Source organism: Streptomyces sp. HPF1205 (assembly GCF_020400825.1).
GTDB lineage: Bacteria > Actinomycetota > Actinomycetes > Streptomycetales > Streptomycetaceae > Actinacidiphila.
Window position 1 is genome coordinate 18,905 of the sequence record NZ_JAINVH010000015.1, and the last position, 22,198, is coordinate 41,102.

Sequence of the window (22,198 nt, forward strand, 5' to 3'; positions counted from 1 at the left end):
CCCGACGTGGACACCTTCGCGCTGCTCGTGACCATCGTGGTCGCGCTGTTCTTCACGTACACCAACGGCTTCCACGACTCGGCCAACGCCATCGCCACCTCGGTGTCCACCCGGGCGCTCACCCCCAAGGCGGCGCTGGCGATGGCGGCCGTGATGAACCTGGTCGGCGCCTTCCTGGGGTCCGGCGTCGCCAAGACGGTCAGCAAGGGCCTGATCGCCACCCCGCAGGGCCGCACCGGCATGGCCATCCTCTTCGCCGCGCTGGCCGGCGCGGTGGTGTGGAACCTGATCACCTGGTACTTCGGGCTGCCGTCGAGTTCCAGCCACGCGCTGTTCGGCGGGCTGGTCGGCGCGGCCCTGGCCGGCGGCACCACCGTGCACTGGAACGGGGTGGTGAACAAGGTCGTCGTACCGATGATCCTCTCGCCCGTGGTCGGCCTGACCATCGGCTACCTGCTGATGCTGGCCATCCTGTGGTTCTTCCGCCGCTCCAACCCGCACAAGGCCAAGCGCGGCTTCCGGATAGCGCAGACCGTCTCCGCGGCCGGCATGGCGCTCGGGCACGGCCTGCAGGACGCGCAGAAGACGATGGGCGTGGTGGTGCTGGCCCTCGTCATCAACGACCCGTCCAAGGGCTTCGGCATCCCGGTCTGGGTCAAGCTGGTGTGCGCGCTGATGATGTCGCTGGGCACGTACGCCGGCGGCTGGCGGATCATGCGGACCCTCGGCCGGCGGATCATCGAGCTGGACCCGCCGCAGGGCTTCGCCGCCGAGACGACCTCGGCGTCGATCCTCTACGGCACCGCGTACATCTTCCAGGCACCGGTCTCCACCACCCACGTGATCACCTCCGCGATCATGGGCGTGGGCGCGACCCGGCGGGTGAAGGCGGTGCGCTGGGGGGTGGCCAAGAACATCGTCGCCGGCTGGTTCATCACGATGCCGGCCGCCGGGCTCGTGGCCGCGTTCTGCTTCTACGTCGTCAAGCTGGTCTTCGGCTGAGCCGGGCCGAACCGAACCGAACCGAACCGGAAACGGCCGGGCCCCCTTCCCCGCGCGGGGAAGGGGGCCGTGCGCCCTGCGGTGGCACCGCCATGCAGCACCGCACGGCGGTCTCGGTCAGCCGAAGCGGCCGGAGATGTAGTCCTCGGTGGCCTGGACCGACGGGTTGGAGAAGATCCGCTCGGTCTCGTCGATCTCGATGAGCTTGCCGGGCTGCCCGACCGCCGCCAGGTTGAAGAAGGCGGTACGGTCCGACACGCGCGCGGCCTGCTGCATGTTGTGGGTGACGATGACGATGGTGAACCGGGTCTTCAGCTCGCCGATCAGGTCCTCGATGGCGAGGGTGGAGATCGGGTCGAGCGCCGAGCACGGCTCGTCCATCAGCAGCACCTGCGGCTCGACCGCGATGGCGCGGGCGATGCACAGCCGCTGCTGCTGGCCGCCGGACAGGCCCGCGCCGGGCTTGTTCAGCCGGTCCTTGACCTCGTTCCAGAGATTGGCGCCCTTCAGCGACTTCTCGACGATCGTGTCGAGCTCGCCCTTCTTGCGGACGCCGTTGAGCCGCAGGCCCGCCGCCACGTTGTCGTAGATCGACATGGTGGGGAACGGGTTGGGGCGCTGGAAGACCATGCCGACCGTGCGGCGCACGGTCACCGGGTCGACGGCGGGGCCGTACAGGTTCTCGTCGTCCAGCATCACCTTGCCCTCGACGCGGCCACCGGGGGTGACCTCGTGCATCCGGTTCAGGGTGCGCAGGAAGGTGGACTTGCCGCAGCCGGACGGGCCGATGAACGCGGTCACCGTGCGCGGCTCGATGGTCATGGATATGTCGTCGATGGCGCGGAAGCCGCCGTAGAAGGCGGACAGTCCGCTGACGTCGATGCGCTTGGCCATGGTGTCGCTCTCTATTCTCTGTCGCCGATGTGGCCGCGTCAGCGACCTGTCTTCGGTGCCTTCCAGCGCGCGATGCCGCGGGCCAGCAGGTTGAGGATCATGACGAAGGCGATCAGCACCAGTGCCGCGCCCCACGCCCGGTCGTAGGAGGCGTCCGTCCCGAGGGTGTACTGCTCGTACACGAAGTACGGGAGGGACGACTGCGGGTTGTGGAACGGGTCGTTGTTGATCGCCGGGTTGCCGAAGACCAGCAGCAGGATGGGCGCCGACTCACCCGCGATGCGGGCGACCGCCAGCATGACGCCGGTCAGGATGCCGCCGATGGAGGTCGGCAGCACCACCTTGAGGATGGTGCGCCATTTCGGGACGCCCAGCGCCAGCGAGGCCTCGCGCAGCTCGTTCGGGACGAGCTTGAGCATCTCCTCGGTGGAGCGGACCACGATCGGGATCATCAGGATGGCCAGGGCCAGGGAGCCGGCGAAGCCGGAGAAGCCGAAGCCGAGGATGAGGATCCAGAACGCGAGGATGAACAGGCCGGACACGATCGACGGGATGCCCGTCATGACGTCCACGAAGAAGGTGACCGTCCTGGCCAGCGCGCCGCGCCCGTACTCGACGAGGTAGATCGCGGTGAGCATGCCGACCGGGATGGCGATCAGCGAGGCCAGGCCCACCTGCTCCAGGGAGCCGATGATGGCGTGGTAGACGCCGCCGCCGGCCTCGGTGTTGAGCACGCCGCTCATCGAGTGGGTCAGGAAGTGCCCGTCGATGATCTTGGCGCCCTTGGAGATGGTGGTCTCCACCAGGGAGTACAGCGGGACGACGGCCACCACGAAGCAGGCCCAGACGAGGCTGGTGGCCACCCGGTCCTTCGCCTGGCGGGTGCCCTCGACGCGGGCGGTGACCGCGTAGGTGCCGCCGACGAACAGCGCGAGCGCGATCAGTCCCCACTGGACGTGGCTGGACAGGCTCGCGCCCGCTCCGATCCCGACGCCCAGGGCGATCGACACGGCGGCTGTGGCGGCCGGGGCCCAGCGCGGCAGGCGGCGGTGGGTCAGGGACGGCTGGGGGACGGAGGCCGGCGCGGGGCCGCCGGCGGCGGCCGTTGTCGTGTCGCTCATGCGTTGGCCCCCGAGTACTCCTTGCGGCGGGCGATGATCACCCGAGCGGCGCCGTTGACCAGCAGGGTGATCACGAAGAGCACCAGGCCGGAGGCGATGAGGGCGTCACGCCCGAAGTCGTTGCTCTCGTTGAACTTGATCGCGATGTTCTGGGCGAAGGTGCCGCCCGCGGGGTCGAGGATGTGCGCGGTGAGCACCGGGCTGGAGGACAGCACGGTCGCGACGGCCATCGTCTCGCCCAGCGCGCGGCCGAGCCCGAGCATCGAGGCGCTGATGATGCCGGAGCGGGCGAAGGGCAGCACCGACAGCCGGATCACCTCCCAGCGGGTGGCGCCGAGCGCGAGCGCGGCCTCCTCCTGCATCCTCGGGACCTGGCGGAAGACCTCGCGGCTGACGTTGGTGATGATCGGCAGGATCATGATCGCCAGCAGGATGCCCACCGTGAACAGCGACCGGGCCGCGGTTCCCGCGTTGGACTGGTCGAAGACCACGGTCCAGGCGAAGTAGTGGTCCAGCCAGGTGTTCAGCCCGTTCATGTGCGGCACCAGGTACAGGGCGCCCCACAGGCCGTAGACGATGCTGGGCACGGCGGCCAGCAGGTCGATCACGTACGCCAGCGGCGTGGCCAGCCGGCGCGGGGCGTAGTGCGAGATGAACAGCGCGATGCCGACCGCGACCGGCACGGCCAGGATCATGGCGATGACCGAGCTGACGACGGTGCCGTAGGCGAGGACCGCGATGCCGAACACCGGCGGGCTCAGCTGCGGGTTCCACTCGAACGTGGTGAGGAAGTTCCCGTGGTCCTTGGAGACCGCGGTGATCGCGCGCACGGTGAGGAACACCGCGATCGAGGCCATGATCAGCAGGAGCAGGAGGCCCGAGCCGCGGGCGAGGCCGGCGAAGACCCGGTCGCCGGGGCGGCTGACCGGTTTGGCCGGGGCTGGTGGGGCGCTGGTGGGAGGTGCTGTGGTTGCCATGGGAGGGTCTCCGGTCTGTGGTGGGGGAGCGGTCGTGCTCCCCCGGCGGCGGTGCACCGGATGAACGGGGCCGGACCGGGCGGTGAGCGCCGGTCCGGCCCCGTCGGGTCAGGACAGGGAGGAGATGGTGGCGCGGACCTTCGTGGCGATCGTGTCGGGCAGCGGGGCGTAGCCCTGGTCGCCGAGCAGCTTCTGGCCGTCGGCGCCGGCGATGTAGGTCAGGAAGGACTTGACCAGCGGCAGAGTGCCGGCCTTGTTGCCCTTGTCGCAGGCGATCTCGTAGGTGACCAGGGTGATCGGGTAGGCACCCTCCGCCTTGGTCTTGTAGTCGAACTTCAGGGACAGGTCGCTGCCCGTGCCGACCACGGAGGCGGCGGCGATGGCCTTGGAGGCGTTGTCCGTGGTGGCCTCGACCGGGGCGGAGGCGCCCGTGGCGATCTTGACCGTGTTCAGGCTGCTGGCGGTGGCGTAGGACAGCTCGCCGTAGCCGATGGCGCCCTGGGTCTGCTTGACCTGCGCGGTGACACCGGAGGTGCCCTGCGCGGACTGGCCGCCCTTGGCCTGCCAGGCCTTGCCGCCGGTGTACGGGAAGTCGCTGCCGGCCGCGGCGATCAGGTACTTGGTGAAGTTGTCCGTGGTGCCGGAGTCGTCGGAGCGGTGGAACGCCTGGATCGACGTGGACGGCAGGGAGGCGCTCGGGTTGAGCTTCTTGATCGCCTCGTCGTTCCACTTGGTGATCTTGTTGTTGAAGATCTTGGCCACGGTGGGCGCGTCCAGGACCAGGTTGTTCACGCCGGGGAGGTTGTACATGATCGCGATCGGCCCGCCGACCATGGGCATGTCGATGGCCTGGCCGCCCGTGCAGACGGACTTGGACTTGGTGACCTGGTCGGGCTTGAGCGGCGAGTCCGAACCCGCGAAGGAGGTGCTGCCCTGCAGGAACTCCTCGATGCCGGCGCCCGAGCCGTTGCCCTTGTAGTTGATGCTCGCGCCGGAGCACGCCTGCTGGTAGTTCTTCACCCACAGCGCCATGGCGTTCTGCTGCGCGGTCGAACCGGACGCGAGGACCTGGCCCTTGGCGCAGGAGATGCTGGAGGCGTTGGTGGCGCTGCTGGCCCCGGAGGAGCCGCTGCTCGGGGTGGAGTTGTCACTGCTGCTGTTGTTGTCCGAACCGCAGGCGGTCAGGACCAGCGCTCCGGTAACCGCGACCGCGCCGACGGTCAGGGCGCGCAGCCCGCTCTTACGCTGAAGCTTCACCTTCGTGTGTTCCTTCCGAGAGCCCGCCGGTGGACGGCGAAGCAGAGGGTTGAGGAGTTCTGCATCCACCCGGCGGCGATGCGCCCACCGGTACGGCCGAAATTAGGCAGATCAGGTGAAGCGACCCTCGGGGGACGGTGAACGCGAGGTGAACCTCGTCCGTCGGGGTGATGGCGCACTTGTCCGCCGTGACACAGAGCGTCGTACGAGTGACACGTGTGGTTCACGGAAAAGCTGCGGTCACGACCGCATAACGTTACGGTCTCAAGGCCCGGAGCAACGCGTCGAGCAGCGGACGGTCCCGGTCGTGGGTCAGGCGGTGCCGGGCGGCGGCCGGCGGCAGCCACTCCATCCGGTCGACCTCGCGGCTGGGCTCGAACCGCCCGCCGCCGGCCCTCGCCTCCCAGTAGCGGACCTCCTTGGGGCGCCCGTCGACCAGGTAGCGGCAGGTGGGCAGCGGCTCGCCCAGCTCGCACTCCGTCCCGGTCTCCTCGCGTGCCTCGCGCGCCGCGGCCGCCGGGAAGTCCTCGCCGCGCTTGAGCTTGCCCTTGGGCCAGCTCCAGTCGTCGTAGCGCGGCCGGTGCACCAGGGCGACCTCGATGCCGCCTCCCCCTGCCGCGGGGCGCCACATCAGCACGCCCGCGGCCCGGACGGGAGCGGGGCCGGGCGGGAGGCCCGCGATGTCGGTCCTGGTCATGTCTCCTCCTGTCCCGGGAGGCCGGTGGCGGCTGTTACCCGCGCGGGCCGGGCAGCGGACGGTCGCCCTCCGGCGCGGGGGGCAGGCCCTGCCACAGCCGGGAGAAGGCGAACCTGGCGGCCTCCACCTCGTGCCGCTGGTCGGCGTGCAGCACGCCCAGGGCGTACGCGGTGGCGGGCGCGATCCGCGGGGTGCGGGCGGCGGCGGCCACGGCGGCGGCGGACTCCGCGGCCTCCCGGTGCCGCCCCAGCACCTGCGCGGCCTCCACCAGCCGGTCGTCGCCGTACGGCTCCACGCCGGGCACCTCGGCGGCGTACCGGGCCAGCCGCAGCAGGATCCGTACCTGGTGCCAGGGCGCGTCCTGCAGGTCGGCGGTCAGTTCCGCGCCCAGCGACGCCTGCACCGCCTCCGCGTTGTACGGCAGCGCCGCCCGCCCCAGCGGCAGCGCGTCGGCGGCGTCGCACAGCCGCTGGTACGCCTGCGCGGCCAGCGGCGGCAGTACGGCGGGGGCGGGGTCGGCGGCGCGCCCGGTCAGCGGCACCTCCGAGGCCAGCACCGCCATGGAATCGGCCAGGCCGTGGAAGCGGGAGGAGCCCACCGCCTGCAGGGCCGCGGAGTGCGCCCGGGTGCGGGCCAGCGTCAACTGCCGCTCCAGCAGCGCCGCGGCCCGCGCGGCGCCCAGCGCGAGCGGTCCCGACCCGGTGCCGCCGCCCTCGACCTCGGCGAGCACGGACTCGGGCACGCCGGCCGTCGACAGCCGCCTGAGCGCCTCCAGCAGCCGGGCCAGCCGGCCGGTGTGCTGCGGCTCGCGGCCCAGCGTCGAGGTGAGCCAGCCCAGTTCGCCGCGCAGCGCCTCCGCCCAGCCCGGCTCGGTCAGCGGCGCGTACGTGTGCAGCACCGCGGCGATCCGCCGCGCGCTGCCGCGCAGCAGCGCGTCCGCCTGCCCCTCGCGTTCCGAGCGCAGGCCCAGGCCCCGCAGGAAGGCGGTCGCCTGTTCCCGCAGGTACCCGGTCAGCGCCCGCCCCGCGGTGAGCGTGCCCGCGGGGGGTGCGAGAACGGCCGTGTCGGGCGGCCCGCCCGTGGTGCGCGCGGGCGGTTCCCCGCCCGGCGTCGTCTTGCCGCTGGCCACTGCCGTGCTCCCCGTTCGCCTGGCCGCCGTGCGGTCGCGCGGCGGCTCGCTGGTCGTCGTCACTCCCGCACCCGGTGCCGCGGACGCCCGTCCGGGCGGCACGGCCGGTTCAGGTGGCTGCTGCTGGGCCACGCCGGCGCCTCCGGGCGTCGATGAGCATCTCCTGGATGTTGGTCAGCGGCCGGCCCTCGGCGTCGGCGCTGTGCCGGGTCCAGTTGCCGTCGGCCGACAGGTGCCAGGACGACGTGGTGTCCGCCATCCCCGTCTGCAGCAGGTCGTTGAGCGTGGCGCGGTGGACCGGGTTGACCACCCGTACCAGCGCCTCGATCCGCCGGTCGAGGTTGCGGTGCATCATGTCGGCGCTGCCCAGCCACACTTCGGACTCGCCGCCGCCGCCGAACACGAACACCCGGGAGTGCTCCAGGAACCGGCCCAGGATGCTGCGCACCCGGATGTTGTCCGACAGCCCGGCCACGCCGGGCCGCACCGCGCAGATGCCGCGCACCCAGATGTCCACCGGCACCCCGGCCTGCGAGGCCCGGTACAGCGCGTCGATCACCGCCTCGTCGACGATCGAGTTGACCTTCATCCGCACGTACGCCGGCCGGCCCGCCTTGTGGTGCGCGATCTCCGCCATGATCCGGCGGATCAGGCCCTCGCGCAGGCTGCGCGGGGCGACCAGCAGCCGCTTGTAGGCGTCCCGCCGCGAATAGCCGGACAGCCGGTTGAACAGGTGCGACAGGTCGGCGCCCACCTGCGGGTCGGCGGTCAGCAGGCCGAGGTCCTCGTACACCCTGGCCGTCTTCGGGTGGTAGTTGCCGGTGCCGACGTGGCTGTAGCGGTTGAGGACCTCGCCCTCCTGCCGCACCACCAGCGACAGCTTGGAGTGCGTCTTCAGGCCGACCAGCCCGTACACCACGTGGCAGCCCGCCTCCTCCAGCTTGCGGGCCCACTTGATGTTGGCCTGCTCGTCGAAGCGCGCCTTGATCTCGACCAGCACCAGCACCTGCTTGCCGGCCTCGGCCGCGTCGATGAGCGCGTCCACGATCGGCGAGTCGCCGGAGGTGCGGTACAGGGTCTGCTTGATGGCCAGCACGTCCGGGTCGGCGGCCGCCTGCTCCAGGAACGCCTGCACCGAGGTGGAGAACGAGTCGTACGGGTGGTGCAGCAGCACGTCCCGCTCGCGCAGCGCCGCGAAGATGTCCGGCGGCGAGGCGGACTCCACCTCGGCCAGGTCGCGGTGGGTGCCGGCGATGAACTTGGCGTACTTCAGCTCCGGCCGGTCCAGGCCCGCGATGGCGAACAGCCCGGTCAGGTCCAGCGGACCGGGCAGCGGGTAGACCTCGCGGTTCTGCATCTTCAGCTCGCGCATCAGCAGGTTCAGCACGCGCGGCGCGATGGACTCCTCGACCTCCAGCCGCACCGGCGGGCCGAAGCGGCGCCGCATGAGCTCCTTCTCCAGCGCCTGGAGCAGGTTCTCCGCGTCGTCCTCCTCGACCTCCAGGTCCTCGTTGCGGGTGACCCGGAACATGTGGTGGTCGATGACCTCCATGCCGGGGAAGAGGTAGTCCAGGTGCGCGGCGATCACGTCCTCCAGCGGCACGTACCGCTGCGGGCCGGCCTCCAGGAAGCGGGACAGGATCGGCGGCACCTTCACCCGCGCGAAGTGCTCGTGCCCGGAGACGGGGTTGCGCACCACGACCGCCAGGTTCAGCGACAGCCCCGAGATGTACGGGAAGGGGTGCGCCGGGTCCACCGCCAGCGGCGTCAGCACCGGGAAGATCTGCTGCCGGAACAGGATCGCCAGCCGCTCCTGCTCCTGGCGGGTCAGATCACCCCAGCGGATGACGTGGATGCCCTCCTCGGCGAGCTGCGGCGCCACGTCGTTCTGGAAGCAGGCGGCGTGCCTGGCCATCAGCTCGCGCGACCTGGTGAGTATCAGGTCGAGGACTTCCTTGGGCTGCAGGCCGGAGGCCGAGCGGGTGGCCACACCCGTGGCCATGCGGCGCTTGAGGCCCGCCACCCGGACCATGAAGAACTCGTCGAGGTTGCCGGCGAATATGGCCAGGAACTTGGCCCGCTCCAGCAGCGGGGTGGTGGGGTCCTCGGCGAGCTCCAGCACCCGCTCGTTGAACGCCAGCCAGCTGCGCTCGCGGTCCAGGAACCGGCCCTCGGGCAGTTCCTCGCCGAACTCCTCGCCCGCCTTGCTCAGGTCGGGCAGGTCGGGTTCGGCGGGCGGGGCGACCAGGCGCGGCCGGAAAACGCCGTCGGGCTCCCCCGGCTCGCCGGGCAACGACTGGGCGGGGACACTGGGATTGTTGGTCTGGGCCATGGGGTTCGAGCCCTCCTCCGGTTCCGGCACGTGCGGCGTGCGGCCGGCGGCCTTGCCGAGGCGGCCATCAGCCGTCGCTCCATTGTCCCGTGTTCCCGAGGATTCCGGCAGGTCGGGCGGGGGTGCGGGGGCAGGGGCGGCGGGCTGCATCCGCCGATGCTCGCAAGGGAGATTGAATCGCCGGTAACGAGCGCGTTGCCGTCAGGCAAGCGGGGTGCTTCCGGAAAGGGTGGGGCGGGGGCGGCGGAGGGGTCCGTTCCGGGTTCCTTCCGGGCTCGCTCGCGGCTCGTTCCGGGCTCGTTTTCGGCCTCGTCCGCGTCCTGCCAACGCCGTTCCCGTGCCCTCGCGGCGCCCGCCCGCGCCCGCCGTTCCCCGTACCCTCCGCGGCCGCCGTATGTCCTTGCGTGCCTCAGTTCTCCGTGCGGTACATCAGGTCCGTCTCGTGCACAGTGAACCCCAGGCGCTCGTAGACCGTCACGGCCGGGGTGTTGTCGGCGTCCACGTAGAGCATCGCCGTCGGCAGGCCGCGGTCGCGGGCCAGGTGGCGCAGGCCCAGCACGGTCAGGGCCCGGCCGAGGCCGCCGCCCTGCTCGCTGGGGGCGACCCCGACGACGTACACCTCGCCGAGCCGCTCCTCCTGGTGCACCTTCGTCCAGTGGAACCCGGCCAGCGCCGGGCCGCGGAAGGCCAGGAAGAACCCGGCCGGGTCGAACCAGGGCTCGGCCTTGCGGTCGTCCAGGTCGCGCTGGGTGAGGCTGCCCTGCTCGGGGTGGTGGGCGAAGGCGGCGGCGTTCACCGCGAGCCAGGCGGCGTCGTCCTGGCCGGGTACGAAGGGCCGTACGGTGACGCCCACCGGCCAGGACGGCTCGGGCAGGTCGGCGCAGTCCGGGTCCAGCGGGCGGCGCATCTGCCGCAGCTCGCGGAAGAGCTTCAGGCCGAGCTGGACGGCCAGGTGGCGGGCCGGCGGGTGGCCGCCGTGGGCCCACACCCGCAGCCGCTTGCCGGTGGCGGTCAGCAGCGCCCGGCCCAGCGCGGCGCCGTGCCCGCGCCCGCGGTGCGCCGGATGCACCACGAACTCCGCGGCCGGCGCCTCCACCGGATCCGTCCCGTCGAGCTGGCCGTAGCCCACCAGGACCTCGGCCTCCCCGTCCCCGTCGGGCGCCCACACCAGCAGATGCCGCACGCCCTCGCGCGCCCCGCCCCGTACATGGAGCCTGCCCTGCTCCGACACCGCGGCCTGGCCGTCCTGCGCGGCCGCCGCGCCGATCAGCCCGAGCACCTTGTCGGCGTCGTGCCCGGGCAGTTCGCTCACGTCCTCGATTCGCCGGTCGGTCATGGTGCAGATCGTACGGCGGCCCGCCCCGGTGATCGATGAGGAACGGCGATACGCCCGCCCCGTCCCGCTAAGGCCGCCCGGCCGCCCCGAGCTCCGGTGCCGGTCCCTGCCCCGGTCCCTGCCCCGGGCCCTGCCCCGGTCCGGCATCAGGAGCTTCCGGTGCCTCGGCCCCCTCCCGTTCCCGCCGCGCGGCGACCGGCACGATCAGTGCGGACAGGCCCGCCGTGGCCGCGGCCAGCGCGAAGCCGGGCCAGTAGGCGGTGGCCGAGATCACGGCCGCCATGGCCGGCGGCACCAGGGCGGCGGTGAGGTTCTGGCCGGTGTTGTGCACGCCCAGGGCGCGGCCCGACCAGGCGCTGCCGGCGATCTCGGCGGTGGAGGTGAAGGACAGCCCGTTGGTGCTCGCGGTGATCGCGATCGCCGCGACGAGCAGCGCCGGGGTGAGCGGCGAGGGGAAGGCGGTGCTCAGCGCGGTGGCGGCGACCACCGCGGCGGTCACGGCGGCGAGCTGCCGCATGGGCCGCAGCCGGCTGCCGGTCCGGTCCGACCAGCGGCCGACCAGCACGCGGGACAGCGCGCCCAGCCCCTGGGCGAGCGCGATCAGCCGGCCCGCGCCGACCGCCGACCAGCCCCGCACGTCCACCAGCAGCACCAGCGCGAACGCCCCGGCGGTGAACTGCGGCACCACCAGCAGCGCCGCCGAACCGTGGATCCGCGGCAGGACGCGCGAACCGCGGTACGGATTGGGCGCGGGCCCGGCCGCCGCCGTCCGCGGCCGGGCCGGGTCGGCGGCGAAGGCCGCGACGAGTGCGGCGACGACCCCGCAGGTCACGGCCAGGAACCCGATCGCGCCCGGCAGCCCGTGGGCGCCGGCCAGCGGCGGCATCGCCAGCGCGGCCAGGCCCATGCCCAGCGGGGTGGAGGTCTGCCGGATGCCCATCGCCAGCCCGCGCTCGCGCCGCCCGAACCAGCCCATGACCATCCGTCCGCTGGCCGAGTACACCGAGGCTCCGGCCGCGCCGGCGACCACGAGCAGCGCGCCCAGCGGCACCGCCCCGTGTACGCCCCACGCGGCGGCTGCCAGCGCGCCGAACGCCGCCGCGAGCCCGCAGGCGATCACCAGCCGCTCCCCGAACCGGTCGGCGGCGGCGCCCCAGGCGTACAGCGCCAGCACCAGCCCCGCCGTGGGGCAGGCCACCAGCACCCCGACCTGCGTCAGCGAAAGCCCCTCGCGCCCCCGCAGCTCGTCGGCGAGGTACGGCACCCCGTACACGAACGCGCAGGCCGCCGTCTGCGCCGCCGTCCCCAGCGCGAGCATGATCCATCGACGCAACGCCTCGGCACCTCCTGGGTGGGTGGTGCGGCCAAGTATCCGCTGAGGCCGTCATGTGAGACAGACATTTCCGTATGGCGAGACGATCACGGACGGACGGCTGCGGCCCCTGCCCCGTCATTACTCTGTCGTCCATGGAAACGACCGCACCCGAGTTCATCCGGAACGCGTCGAGGATCCTCGCGGCCGCCGAGCGCGGCGAACGCGTCACGGTGACCAGGAACGGGCGGCCGGTCGCCGTCCTCACTCCCGTCGGCGACAAGAGGGACGTCGCCCTGTGTCCGACCGGCCCGATGGGCGAGGACGACGAGGCGCCGGTGTTCCGCGGTGGCACCGCCGTGGACCGGTCCGCCGGGCGCGAGGGCTGCCTTGAGGGGTTCGGGGCGTGACCGAGCTCATCGCCTCCGCGGTCGAGCGGGAGCTGCGCGGCCGGATTCTCGACGGGTATCTGGCCGAGTACGAACGGCGCAAAGGGCCGCTGTCCCGCGAGCAGCAGGACCGTGCCCAGCAGGTCTTCGACGAGGCGTTTGATTCCCGGTGTGATCCACCCCGCTCACCCGCCGCCGCTCCCCGGTGGGGCCGTCGGGGCTCCTGGGAGGAGGAGTGAGGCGAGGGTGCCGCCGCCCGGGGCCGGGGTGAGGGAGACCTCGCCGCCGGACTGCTCGACGGTGCGGGCCACGATCGACAGGCCGAGGCCGCTGCCGGGCAGGCTGCGGGCCGAGGGGGAGCGCCAGAAGCGCTCGAAGACGTGCGGGAGTTCGTCGGCGGGGATGCCGGGGCCGTGATCGCGCACGGTGAGCCGGCCGCCGTGCAGGCGGACCTCGATCTCACCACCCGCCGGGCTGAACTTCACCGCGTTGTCCAGCAGGTTGACGATCGCGCGCTCCAGGGCCGCCGCGTCGCCGCGGACGTACCAGGGCGCGACATCGGAGATGATCTTCAGGTCCGGGCCGCGCAGCCGGGCCCGCTCCAGGGCCGTGGCCGTCACCTCGTGCAGCGCGACGACCGTGACGGCGGGCCCGGCGTCCGGCCGGGACAGCTCCTGCAGGTCGCCGATGAGCGCGGCCAGCTCCGACATCTGCGCCTTCACCGAGGCCAGTAGGGCCTTGCGGTCCTCCGGCGGGATCGCCCGGCCGGTCGCCTCGCTGCGCTCCAGCAGTTCGATGTTGGTACGCAGGGACGTCAGCGGCGTGCGCAGCTCGTGCCCCGCGTCCGCGATGAGCTGCTGCTGCCGGTCCCGCGACGAGGCGAGCGCGGCGGTCATCGCGTTGAACGACGCGCCGAGCCGGGCGATCTCGTCCTCCCCGCTCACCGGGATCCGCACGTTCAGGTCCTCGGTCCTGGCGATGTGCTCCACGGTCTGGGTCAGGGTGTCCACCGGGCGCAGCCCCGTCCGCGCGATCCACATGCCGGCGCTGGCCGCGCCCAGCACACCGACACCGGACACGGCGAGCAGCACCCAGGCCAGGGTGGTGAGGGGGTCGGTGACGTCGCTGGTCGGGCGGGCGACGGACAGGGCGGCCGGCTGGCCGCCGTTGACGAGCAGCCCGTTGGTGGTGCGCACCCGCAGGCGGTGGCCGTCGTCCTTGACCGTGTGGGTCACCGAGACCGGCGGATCGCTGGGCGGCACGGCGGCGACGGCCTTGTCCTCGGCCGTGACGGTGAACGTGCCGGACCCGGAGATCCAGCAGGTGGTGCCGTCGGCGAGGACGAGCTGCGCGGTGACGTTCGACGGGTTGATGTTGTACTGCCCCTGGTCGGGCCGCGGCGGCCGCGTCCGGCAGGGGAGGACGCCGAGGGTCTTCTCCACCTGCTGGAGCTGCCGGGAGGCGTCCGCCTGCCCCTCGCTCAGCGACTTGTCGAGCTGCGAGTTGAACCGGTCCCTGGTGATCAGCCAGCACGCCAGCGCCGCGGCGGCCACCGCGACCGCGACGGCGACCGCCGTCAGCAGGGTGAGCCGGGAACGCAGCGGGAGCTTGCTCATGGATCGGTCCCGTCCGTCAGCGGCCGGGGCCGTTGTCCGCGGCGCGCAGCACGTAGCCGACGCCCCGCACGGTGTGGACGATCCGCGGCAGGCCGCCCGCCTCGGTCTTGCGGCGCAGGTACATCACGTACACGTCGAGCGAGTTCGAGGACGGCTCGAAGTCGAAGCCCCACACCGCCTTGAGGATCTGCTCGCGGGTGAGGACCTGGCGGGGGTGGGTCAGGAACAGCTCCAGCAGGGTGTACTCGGTACGGGTCAGCTCCACCGGCCGCCCGGCCCTGGTGACCTCGCGCGTGGCCGGGTCCATGCGCAGGTCGCCGAAGGTCAGTGCGGTGTCGTCGGGGTGGCCGGCGGCGGCGGTGTAGGAGGAGCGGCGCAGCAGGGCGCGCAGCCGGGCCAGCAGCTCGTCCAGTTCGAAGGGCTTGACGAGGTAGTCGTCGGCGCCCGCGTCGAGGCCGGTGACCCGGTCGCCGACGGTGTCGCGGGCGGTGAGCATGAGGATCGGGGTGGTGACCCCGCCGGCCCGCAGCCGGCGGGCGGTGGTCAGGCCGTCCATGCGCGGCATCAGGACGTCGAGCACGATGGCGTCCGGGCGGTGGGCGGCGACCTGGTCGAGGGCGGCCAGGCCGTCCCCGGCGAGTTCCGTCTCGTACCCCTCGAAGGCCAGGCTGCGGCGCAGCGCCTCCCGCACCGCGGGCTCGTCGTCCACGATCAGGATGCGGGCGGGCGCCTCGCCGTTCTCGCCGGAGCCGGAACCAGGGCTCATGTGTGGGTTACCTCGCTGCTGAAGGCTCGAAGGCCGCTCGAAGGCCACTTGACGACCGTACGTATGGATGCCGAACCGCTGGTGCCGTCGCCGGACCGGGCAGGACCGGGGCGTCCCGGCACCCCTCAGCGTCGCACAGCGCCGCGGTGCGGTGCGGCGGGGTGCCGCGGGTGGGCCGGTGCCGCCGGTGCGGGGCCCGGCCCGGCGGCTCGGCGCCGGCCGCCTCAGCTCTGGGTGCCGCCGGCCCGCAGGGTCGCCAGGTCGGCCTTGACGGTGTTGACCGGGATGGCGAAGCCCAGGCCCACGCTGCCCGCCGACGAGGAGCCGGCCGAGGAGGAGCCGGCGTACATCGCCGAGTTGATTCCGACGATCCGGCCGCTCATGTCGATCAGCGCGCCGCCGGAGTTGCCCGGGTTGAGCGAGGCGTCGGTCTGGATGGCCTTGTACGTGGTGGTGGACGAGCCCGTGTCACCTTTGTACTGGTTGCCGCCGAAGGAGAACGGCCAGCGCCCGTCGCCGCCGCCGAACGGATTGCCCTGGCTCTCGTCGGTGGGCACCGTCACGTCGCGGTCGAGCGCGGAGACGATGCCGCTGGTGACGGTGTTGCTCAGGCCCTCGGGGGAGCCGATGGCCACCACCTGGTCGCCGACCGCGAGGCCGCTGGAGTCGCCCAGCGTCGCCGCCGGAAGTCCGCTCGCGCCCCGCACCTTGATCAGCGCGAGGTCCTTCTTCGGGTCGGTGCCGACCACCGAGGCGCTCGCGGTCCTGCCGTTGCAGTACGTCACGGAGACGTCGTCGGCGCCGGCGATCACGTGGTTGTTGGTGACGATCTGGCCGTCCGCCGTGATGATCACGCCGGCCCCGGTGGACTTCCCGGAGTTCGAGGTCGCGTTGATCTCCACGACGCTCGGGCCGACCGCCTTGGCCACGCCCGCTACGCTGCCGTCGAGCGCGCTGGCGTTCCTCGCGGCGGCGGCCGACACGGTGGCCGTCGTGTCCGAGCCGCCGGCCGCGTTCCCGATGAGGGCGCCCGCGCCGCCCCCGATCGCGCCCGCGGCCACCGCCACGGCGGCCAGCAGGGCGTACGGTCCGCGTACCCGCCTTCTGCGCCGGCCCGCGGCCTCGGGGGCGGGGGCGTACGCGTACGCCTCAGGAGTCGCGGGGCCCGTGGGCGCCGTGGGCGCCGTGGGTCCGAAGTAGAGCGGAAGCTGAGGGTCCGGCCGACCCTGGTGTTCATCGCCGGTGTGGCTGCTCTCGTTCATGTCTCCGACTGTGCGGCGCTTTCATGAGAGGTTCCTGAGCGCACGCTGAGAAGCCCGGCAGAAGGGTGTACGCCCGAGATGAGGATCCACCGGACGGGCCCGTGCCGCCCCGGTCAGTGCGGCCCGCAGCCGCAGGAGTTGCGGACGACGAGGCGGGACGGGAACTGCCGCACCCGCTCGCGCCTGCCGCCGGGCACCCGCAGGGAGTCGTCGAGGACGGCGTCCACCGCCGCACGGGCCATGGCCTGGCGGTCGGAGGCGACGGTGGTGAGCGGGGGGTCGGCGAGCGCGGCTTCCTTGACGTCGTCGAAGCCGGCCACCGCGAGGTCGCCGGGCACGTCGAGGCGCAGCTCACGGGCGGCGCGCAGCACCCCTATCGCCTGGTCGTCGGTGGCGCAGAAGATCGCCGGGGGCCGGTCGGGTCCCGACAGCAGCCGCAGTGCGACCTCGTAGGCGTCGTAGCGGTTGTACGGGGACTGGAAGAGGCGGCCCTCGGTGGGCCGCCCCGCCTCCTGCATGGCGCGTCTCCAGCCGGCGACGTGGTCGGTGACCGGGTCGCCGGTGACCGGGGTGATCTCGGTGCCGCCGAGGCAGGCCACGTACTCGTACCCGTGCTCCAGCAGGTGCCGGGTGGCGAGCTGCGCGCCGCCGATGTCGTCGGTCACCACGGCGATGTCGTCGATGGCCTCGGGCCGCTCGTGCAGCAGCACCACCCGGGCGTCCCAGGCGTCGATCTCGGTCGCGGCGTTCTCGCTCGGGCCCTGGCTGATCAGGATCAGGCCGGAGACCCGCATCCCGAGGAACGCCCGCAGGTAGTGCACCTCGCGCTCGTCGAGGTAGTCGGAGTTGCCGACCAGCACCATCTTGCCGCGCTCGGACGCCGCCTGTTCGACGGCGTGCGCCATCTCCGCGAAGAACGGCTGCCGCGCGTCCGGCACGATCAGGCCGATCAGGTCGGTACGGCGGCTCGCCATCGCCTGGGCCACCCGGTCCGGGCGATAGCCGAGCTGCTTGATGGCCGCGAGCACCCGCTCGCGGGTGGCCGGGGCTACCGGCCGGGGTCCGTTGTTGATGACGTAGCTGACGACCGCGGTCGAGGTCCCCGCCAGCCTGGCCACGTCGTCGCGCGTCACCTTGGGCACGTCGCGCAGTCTACGCGGGTCCACCCTGCGGCCATACGGCTTGTCACACGGTCTGCTCGGCGGAGGTACGGGCCCGCTCCCGGCCGCCGTCCGCCGCGCCCGCCCGCGCCGCGCCCGCCGGCCCCGCGGCCTGCTCCCCGCCCCGCGCGCCCTCGCCGCGGGCCGCGTCCTCGGCGGCGCGCTCGGCCTTGTCCGGTGCCACGAAGCGGTAGCCGACATTGCGCACGGTGCCGATCAGCGACTCGTGCTCCACGCCGAGCTTGGCCCGCAGCCGCCGTACGTGCACGTCCACGGTCCTGGTGCCGCCGAAGTAGTCGTAGCCCCACACCTCCTGCAGCAGCTGGGCCCGGGTGAACACCCGCCCCGGGTGCTGCGCGAGGTACTTCAGCAGCTCGAACTCCTTGAAGGTCAGGTCGAGCACCCGGCCCTTGAGCTTCGCGCTGTACGTCGCCTCGTCCACCGACAGGTCGCCGTTGCGGATCTCCATCGGGCTGTCGTCCGTGGTGATCTGCTGGCGGCCCATGGCCAGCCGCAGCCGCGCCTCGACCTCCGCCGGTCCCGCGGTGTCCAGCAGCACGTCGTCGATGCCCCAGTCCGCGGTCACCGCGGCGAGCCCGCCCTCGGTGACGACCAGCAGCAGCGGGCAGCCGGGCCCGGTGGAGCGCAGCAGCTGGCACAGGCTGCGCACCTGCGGCAGGTCGCGCCGGCCGTCGATCAGTATGACGTCGGCCCCGGGGGTGTCGACCAGGGCCGGGCCCTCGGCCGGGGCCACCCGCACGCTGTGCAGCAGCAGCCCGAGCGCGGGCAGCACCTCGGTGGAGGGCTGGAGGGCGTTGGTCAGAAGCAGGAGAGAACTCACCGGGCGCTCCCGTCGGTCGTCCTGACGTGCCGCGCGGCGCCGGCGGTGCCGCGCGTTCGGCGTGGGTCGGGCTGCTGGTCGGGTCGGCGCAAAGTGAACCCCTTCCTCGCCCCCGGCGGGGACGACGTGCCGGGTGCCCGAAAGCACGAAAGGACCCGGGGGCGACATTGCCCAGGTCCTCTGCACGGAAGAATAGCCCACATGGACAGCCCTGCCGAGACCGGCGACGAGCGTTTCCGTGCTCCCCTGATCACTTCGGGTGGCCGGCGGGCGGTTCTGTTGACGTCGGACGGCGTGCCGATCGAGGCCGAACACCGCCCCGCGCAGGACGATTCCGGCCATCTCGCGATCGTGGTCGCGCACGGTTTCACCGGGGCGCTGGACCGGCCCGCGATCCGCGCGGTCGCGCGGCGGATGTCCGGGTTCGGCGCGGTCGTCACGTTCTCGTTCCGCGGGCACGGCCGCTCCGGCGGGCGCTCCACCGTCGGCGACCGCGAGGTGCTCGACCTCGACGCCGCCGTCGTGTGGGCCCGCTCCCTCGGCTACACCCGGGTGGCCACGCTCGGCTTCTCCATGGGCGGCTCGGTGGTGCTGCGGCACGCCGGCCGCACCGGGCCGGTCGCACCGCGGGCCCGTACGGACGCGGTGGTCGCGGTCAGCTCGCCGGCCCGCTGGTACTACCGGGGGACCGCCCCCATGCGGCGCCTGCACTGGGTGGTCACCCGGCCCGCGGGACGGCTCGTCTCCCGCGTCGGCCTGCGCACCCGCGTCCACTCCCGCGAGTGGGACCCCGTACCGCTCTCCCCCGTCGAGTCGGTGCCGCACATCGCGCCGACCCCGCTCCTCGTCGTCCACGGCGACCGCGACGGCTACTTCCCGCTCGACCACCCCCTGTCCCTGTTCGACGCGGCCGACCCCGCCACCAGCGACCTGTGGATAGAACGGGGCTTCGGCCACGCCGAGAACGCGGCGGACGCCGCCCTCCTCTCCCGGATCGGGGAGTGGCTGCGCCGCAGCACGTCGCAGGCACCCTCGCCCGTCACGGCGGACCCGGTCCGCACGGAGCCGCCCGCGGGGACCGGGCATGATGGACGTCGACACGACGAGACGTGAGGGAAACGCTCATGGCAGCAGCCGAGAGGGCCGCGGCGGCGGGGACGATCCGCTACTGGGCCGCCGCGAAGGCCGCCGCGGGGACGGCGGAGGAGCCGTACCGCGGGGCGACCCTCGCCGACGCCCTGGCCGAGGCCCGCGCCCGCCACGACGCGGAGTTCGCGCGCGTGCTGGGACGGTGCTCGTTCCTGGTCGACGGCACCCCCGTGGGCACCCGGGAGCACGCGAGCGTGCCGCTGCCCGACGGCGGCACCGTCGAGGTGCTCCCCCCGTTCGCGGGAGGCAGCGCGTGAGCGACCGGCAGGACGACGACTACGGACACGGGCCCGGGCCCGGGCCCGGACACGGACATGGGCCCGGACATGGGCCCGGACACGGGCCCGGCGGCCACGGGAGCCACGGCGCCCCGTACGACCCGGCGTACGACAGCCCCTACGTGCCCGAGACCTACGTGCCCGAGCCGCTGAGCGGCCAGGTCCCGCTGGAGTCCGAGCCGGGCGCGGCCTTCGGCGCCCCGGCCGGCGGCGACGCCTGGGCCGCGCCCGCGCCCGAGGCGCCCGGCGGCCACGGGGCGTACGGCACGGCGCAGGAGGGCTGGGCCGCCGCTCCCCCCGCCGCCCAGCCCTGGCAGGCGCCCGCACCCGGCGCGTGGGAGCACTCGGGGGAGCAGGGCCAGTACGGCGGGGGGTTCGCGCCGCAGCCGCAGCCGCAGCCGTATCCCCAGCACCCCCAGCCGTATCCCCAGCACCCCGGGCCCTCTCCGCAGCCGTATCCGCAGTCGTATGCCGAGCCGCAGCCGCAGCCGCAGCCGCAGCCGTACGCGCAACCGCAGCCGTACTCCTACGACGGGCCCGCGCCCGCCGGGGGCGGCGAGCACACCGCCGTGCTCCCGGTGGTCGAGGAGCTTGCGGCGCCCGCCCACGCGGGGCACGGCGAAGCCGCGTCGCCGGCGGCCGCCCGGCGCACCGGCTCGCCGATCATCCCGCCGGGTATCGAACCCGCCGCGCTGACGGCCGGGCTCGGCCTGCTGACCGCCGGCGCCGCCGTGCTGGGCAAGCCCGCGCTCGCCGTGGCGCTGGTGCTGCTGCAGGCGGTCACCGCCGCCGGGTGGTTCCGGCTGAACGGGATGTGGCCCGCCCGGCAGGGCATCGCGCTGGCGTTCCTGTCCGGGGTCACCGCGGACGTGGCGCTGCTCGCGGTCGACGGCCGTCACGGGCCGCCGGCGCTGGCCGGCACCCTCGGGGTGTGGCTGCTGCTGGTCCTGGTGCTGCAGTTGCGCCACCACGGCAGCGCCGACGAACGCCTCTCGTCGCTCACCGCGACCTCGGCGTCCACCCTGCTCACCGTGGTCGCCGCGACCTACCTGGCGACGGCGTCCTCGCACGCGGGCCCGCACCCGGTGGAGGTGGGCGCGATCGCCGTGGCGGCCGCGACCCTGGTCCGCGCGGTGCGCCTGCCGGGCGGCGAACCCGTCTCGCTCGTGCTGTCGCTGCTCGCGGCCGTGGCCACGGGCCTGGCGACCGGCCCCGCCACCGGTTTCGGCACCGGGCATGCCGTCCTGCTGGCCGCCGCTGCCGGGGCGTGCGCCCTGGTCGGGCTGCGGGTGGCGAGCTACGACTGGCCGTCCCGCTTCGTGCACTTCACGGCGGGGGTGGCGCTGCCGCTGACCGCCGCGGCGCCGGTCGTGTACGTCCTCGGCCGGGCGCTCGGCTGACGTGCGGCGGGGCGGCGCGGTTCGCGACGCGGGCCGCGACGCGGTTCGTGACGCGGTTCGTGACGTGAGCCGCGCCGCCGGCGGCCGCCCGGGTGGCCGCCGCGTAACGGATCGGCAGCGGCGGGAACCGCGGAGCCCGTACCGCCCGTCAGGCGTTGGGGAACGTTGATCGAACGGGGGAGTGCGCACGCATGCGAGTGGCCCGGATTGTCCTGATCGTACTGGTGGTCCTCGGCGGGCTGTTCGTCGCCGCCGACCGGATCCTGGTGTCCGTCGCCCAGGACAAGGCCGCGGAACAGGCGAAGATCACCGAGGGGCTGAGCAGCAAGCCGCACGTGTCGATCGAGGGTTTCCCGTTTCTGACCCAGGTGCTCACGGGCAAGCTGGACGACGTGAAGGTCGAGGCGACGGGTCTGGCGGCGGACGGCGGGACCGGGCAGCAGGTGCGGTTCCAGAGCCTGCGCGCTGACCTGCGCGGGGTGAAGCTGTCCGACGGCTTCAAGCGGGCGGTCGCCGACAAGGCCGACGGCCAGGTCTTCCTCACCTACGCCGACCTGCGCGACGCGATCGGCGTCCCCGGCCTGAAGGTCTCCTACGGCGGCCCGGCGAAGAACGGCGCCGCGCTGGTCAAACTGTCCGGGCCGATCCTGGGCGGCGACCTGAGCGTGGTGAGCGAGGTCAGCGTGCGCGGCGGCGACTCGGTCGCCCTGCACGCCGAGAACATCCCCACCGCGTTCACGGCGCTGGGCCTGGAGAACCAGGTGCGGCAGCGGATCGACGTCCAGGTGCCGATCGCCCATCTGCCCTCGGGACTGGGCCTGACCGGGGTCGGCACGGCCCCCGACGGCATATCCGTGGCGGCCGCGGGCAAGGACGTCGTGCTCGCCGACTGAGACGGCGGTGTCCGCACACGGGTACGAAGGGCGGCACGCGGCGGCCCGGTTCGGCCGCCGTGTCCGATTCCGCCCCGCCCGCGAGTGCCCACCCGGCGCCTGCCACGGCGTGAGCGTTCCGCCGCATTCCGCCATACGGACAATCTTGTCTCGACATGCGACACGGCGGTGACACCCGCCCTTCGGTGTCCCTACGATCGAGCGCATGAAGCGACAGGCGGACCTCACGAAGCGGCGGGCAGTCGACCTGTGCCGCGTTGCCGCCATGCTCTGTCGCATGTCCTAGGGCGCCGCGCCTCCCGCGCCGCTTCCGGCCGGCCCGGCCCGATCCGGGTGCCGCCCGCGCCCCTCACCTGACGCCCGCCCCGGCGCGCGCAGCCGCGCGCC

General features: G+C 73.3%; 22 protein-coding genes. 8 read left to right on the forward strand and 14 right to left on the reverse strand.

Annotated features, from left to right (window positions below; all coding sequences use genetic code 11):
* Positions 1-6: 6 nt before the first annotated feature.
* Positions 7-1,002 carry an inorganic phosphate transporter gene (locus K7G61_RS18560; protein WP_225847994.1) on the forward strand — a complete coding sequence of 332 codons (996 nt, stop codon included), beginning with the start codon at positions 7-9 and terminating at the stop codon, positions 1,000-1,002.
* Positions 1,003-1,119: 117 nt separating this feature from the next.
* On the opposite strand, the gene pstB is transcribed toward K7G61_RS18560, so the two are convergent.
* The 9 genes from pstB to K7G61_RS18605 form a co-directional block, all read right to left on the reverse strand.
* Entirely contained in the window at positions 1,120-1,896 is a 777-nt protein-coding gene (pstB, locus tag K7G61_RS18565) for a phosphate ABC transporter ATP-binding protein PstB (protein WP_225847995.1), read from the reverse strand.
* 38 nt (positions 1,897-1,934) lie between these two features.
* Positions 1,935-3,017 carry a phosphate ABC transporter permease PstA gene (gene pstA, locus K7G61_RS18570; RefSeq protein ID WP_225847996.1) on the reverse strand — a complete coding sequence of 361 codons (1,083 nt, stop codon included), beginning with the start codon at positions 3,015-3,017 and terminating at the stop codon, positions 1,935-1,937.
* On the reverse strand, positions 3,014-3,994 hold the full coding sequence (gene pstC, locus K7G61_RS18575; RefSeq protein ID WP_225847997.1) for a phosphate ABC transporter permease subunit PstC: 981 nt from the start codon (positions 3,992-3,994) through the stop codon (positions 3,014-3,016). Before pstC ends, pstA begins: the two co-directional genes overlap by 4 nt.
* Before the next feature lie 108 nt (positions 3,995-4,102).
* Positions 4,103-5,251, reverse strand: a complete 1,149-nt coding sequence (gene pstS / locus K7G61_RS18580) for a phosphate ABC transporter substrate-binding protein PstS (RefSeq protein ID WP_225847998.1) — start codon at positions 5,249-5,251, stop codon at positions 4,103-4,105.
* Between the two features lie 256 nt (positions 5,252-5,507).
* A complete protein-coding gene (locus K7G61_RS18585) occupies positions 5,508-5,948 on the reverse strand; it encodes an NUDIX hydrolase (protein WP_225847999.1) in 441 nt (146 codons plus the stop codon).
* Positions 5,949-5,982: 34 nt separating this feature from the next.
* Complete coding sequence (locus K7G61_RS18590) at positions 5,983-7,140, reverse strand: CHAD domain-containing protein (RefSeq protein ID WP_374204160.1); 1,158 nt, start codon at positions 7,138-7,140, stop codon at positions 5,983-5,985.
* A gap of 46 nt (positions 7,141-7,186) precedes the next feature.
* Entirely contained in the window at positions 7,187-9,409 is a 2,223-nt protein-coding gene (locus tag K7G61_RS18595) for an RNA degradosome polyphosphate kinase (protein WP_374204161.1), read from the reverse strand.
* Between the two features lie 409 nt (positions 9,410-9,818).
* On the reverse strand, positions 9,819-10,745 hold the full coding sequence (mshD, locus tag K7G61_RS18600) for a mycothiol synthase (protein WP_225848001.1): 927 nt from the start codon (positions 10,743-10,745) through the stop codon (positions 9,819-9,821).
* A 67-nt stretch (positions 10,746-10,812) separates the two neighbouring features.
* Positions 10,813-12,078 (reverse strand): MFS transporter, encoded by a 1,266-nt coding sequence (locus K7G61_RS18605; RefSeq protein ID WP_225848002.1) that lies wholly within the window; start codon positions 12,076-12,078, stop codon positions 10,813-10,815.
* 134 nt (positions 12,079-12,212) lie between these two features.
* On the opposite strand from K7G61_RS18605, the gene K7G61_RS18610 reads away from it, so the two are divergent.
* Both K7G61_RS18610 and K7G61_RS18615 read left to right on the forward strand, forming a co-directional pair.
* On the forward strand, positions 12,213-12,467 hold the full coding sequence (locus tag K7G61_RS18610; RefSeq protein WP_225848003.1) for a type II toxin-antitoxin system Phd/YefM family antitoxin: 255 nt from the start codon (positions 12,213-12,215) through the stop codon (positions 12,465-12,467).
* Positions 12,464-12,685: a hypothetical protein gene (locus K7G61_RS18615; protein WP_374204162.1), complete on the forward strand. Its 222-nt coding sequence runs from the start codon at positions 12,464-12,466 to the stop codon at positions 12,683-12,685. The genes K7G61_RS18610 and K7G61_RS18615 overlap by 4 nt, the downstream gene beginning before the upstream one ends.
* Here K7G61_RS18615 and K7G61_RS18620 read toward each other — a convergent pair.
* The 5 genes from K7G61_RS18620 to K7G61_RS18640 form a co-directional block, all read right to left on the reverse strand.
* Complete coding sequence (locus K7G61_RS18620) at positions 12,632-14,062, reverse strand: cell wall metabolism sensor histidine kinase WalK (RefSeq protein WP_225848004.1); 1,431 nt, start codon at positions 14,060-14,062, stop codon at positions 12,632-12,634. The genes K7G61_RS18615 and K7G61_RS18620 overlap by 54 nt on opposite strands.
* Before the next feature lie 16 nt (positions 14,063-14,078).
* Positions 14,079-14,828: a response regulator transcription factor gene (locus tag K7G61_RS18625; RefSeq protein WP_225848005.1), complete on the reverse strand. Its 750-nt coding sequence runs from the start codon at positions 14,826-14,828 to the stop codon at positions 14,079-14,081.
* A gap of 224 nt (positions 14,829-15,052) precedes the next feature.
* The gene (locus tag K7G61_RS18630; RefSeq protein WP_225848006.1) at positions 15,053-16,090 is read right to left on the reverse strand and encodes a S1C family serine protease; all 1,038 of its coding nucleotides are present in this window, start codon (positions 16,088-16,090) and stop codon (positions 15,053-15,055) included.
* A gap of 113 nt (positions 16,091-16,203) precedes the next feature.
* Positions 16,204-17,232, reverse strand: a complete 1,029-nt coding sequence (locus tag K7G61_RS18635; RefSeq protein WP_225848007.1) for a LacI family DNA-binding transcriptional regulator — start codon at positions 17,230-17,232, stop codon at positions 16,204-16,206.
* Between the two features lie 43 nt (positions 17,233-17,275).
* Positions 17,276-18,091, reverse strand: coding sequence for a response regulator transcription factor (locus K7G61_RS18640; RefSeq protein WP_225848008.1), 816 nt, complete (start codon positions 18,089-18,091; stop codon positions 17,276-17,278).
* A 201-nt stretch (positions 18,092-18,292) separates the two neighbouring features.
* Here K7G61_RS18640 and K7G61_RS18645 point away from each other — a divergent pair, with 201 nt between their 5' ends.
* From K7G61_RS18645 to K7G61_RS37325, 5 genes are all read left to right on the forward strand, one after another.
* Entirely contained in the window at positions 18,293-19,204 is a 912-nt protein-coding gene (locus K7G61_RS18645; protein ID WP_225848009.1) for an alpha/beta hydrolase, read from the forward strand.
* Positions 19,205-19,215: 11 nt separating this feature from the next.
* Positions 19,216-19,497: a MoaD/ThiS family protein gene (locus K7G61_RS18650; protein WP_225848010.1), complete on the forward strand. Its 282-nt coding sequence runs from the start codon at positions 19,216-19,218 to the stop codon at positions 19,495-19,497.
* Positions 19,494-20,918, forward strand: coding sequence for a hypothetical protein (locus K7G61_RS37000; RefSeq protein WP_225848011.1), 1,425 nt, complete (start codon positions 19,494-19,496; stop codon positions 20,916-20,918). The genes K7G61_RS18650 and K7G61_RS37000 overlap by 4 nt, the downstream gene beginning before the upstream one ends.
* 191 nt (positions 20,919-21,109) lie before the next feature.
* Entirely contained in the window at positions 21,110-21,811 is a 702-nt protein-coding gene (locus K7G61_RS18660; RefSeq protein WP_225848012.1) for a DUF2993 domain-containing protein, read from the forward strand.
* Between the two features lie 205 nt (positions 21,812-22,016).
* A complete protein-coding gene (locus K7G61_RS37325) occupies positions 22,017-22,097 on the forward strand; it encodes a putative leader peptide (protein ID WP_374204171.1) in 81 nt (26 codons plus the stop codon).
* Positions 22,098-22,198: the final 101 nt, after the last annotated feature.

Bases quoted from the DNA above. Each gene is read 5' to 3' on its own strand.
- mshD (WP_225848001.1), bottom strand. From the start codon at position 10,745: ATGACCGACCGGCGAATCGAGGACGTGAGCGAACTGCCCGGGCACGAC.
- K7G61_RS18595 (WP_374204161.1), bottom strand. From the start codon at position 9,409: ATGGCCCAGACCAACAATCCCAGTGTCCCCGCCCAGTCGTTGCCCGGC.
- K7G61_RS18630 (WP_225848006.1), bottom strand. From the start codon at position 16,090: ATGAACGAGAGCAGCCACACCGGCGATGAACACCAGGGTCGGCCGGAC.
- pstA (WP_225847996.1), bottom strand. From the start codon at position 3,017: ATGAGCGACACGACAACGGCCGCCGCCGGCGGCCCCGCGCCGGCCTCC.
- K7G61_RS18645 (WP_225848009.1), top strand. From the start codon at position 18,293: ATGGACAGCCCTGCCGAGACCGGCGACGAGCGTTTCCGTGCTCCCCTG.
- K7G61_RS18610 (WP_225848003.1), top strand. From the start codon at position 12,213: ATGGAAACGACCGCACCCGAGTTCATCCGGAACGCGTCGAGGATCCTC.
- K7G61_RS18625 (WP_225848005.1), bottom strand. From the start codon at position 14,828: ATGAGCCCTGGTTCCGGCTCCGGCGAGAACGGCGAGGCGCCCGCCCGC.
- K7G61_RS18620 (WP_225848004.1), bottom strand. From the start codon at position 14,062: ATGAGCAAGCTCCCGCTGCGTTCCCGGCTCACCCTGCTGACGGCGGTC.
- pstB (WP_225847995.1), bottom strand. From the start codon at position 1,896: ATGGCCAAGCGCATCGACGTCAGCGGACTGTCCGCCTTCTACGGCGGC.
- K7G61_RS18660 (WP_225848012.1), top strand. From the start codon at position 21,110: ATGCGAGTGGCCCGGATTGTCCTGATCGTACTGGTGGTCCTCGGCGGG.
- pstC (WP_225847997.1), bottom strand. From the start codon at position 3,994: ATGGCAACCACAGCACCTCCCACCAGCGCCCCACCAGCCCCGGCCAAA.
- K7G61_RS18585 (WP_225847999.1), bottom strand. From the start codon at position 5,948: ATGACCAGGACCGACATCGCGGGCCTCCCGCCCGGCCCCGCTCCCGTC.
- K7G61_RS37325 (WP_374204171.1), top strand. From the start codon at position 22,017: ATGAAGCGACAGGCGGACCTCACGAAGCGGCGGGCAGTCGACCTGTGC.
- K7G61_RS18650 (WP_225848010.1), top strand. From the start codon at position 19,216: ATGGCAGCAGCCGAGAGGGCCGCGGCGGCGGGGACGATCCGCTACTGG.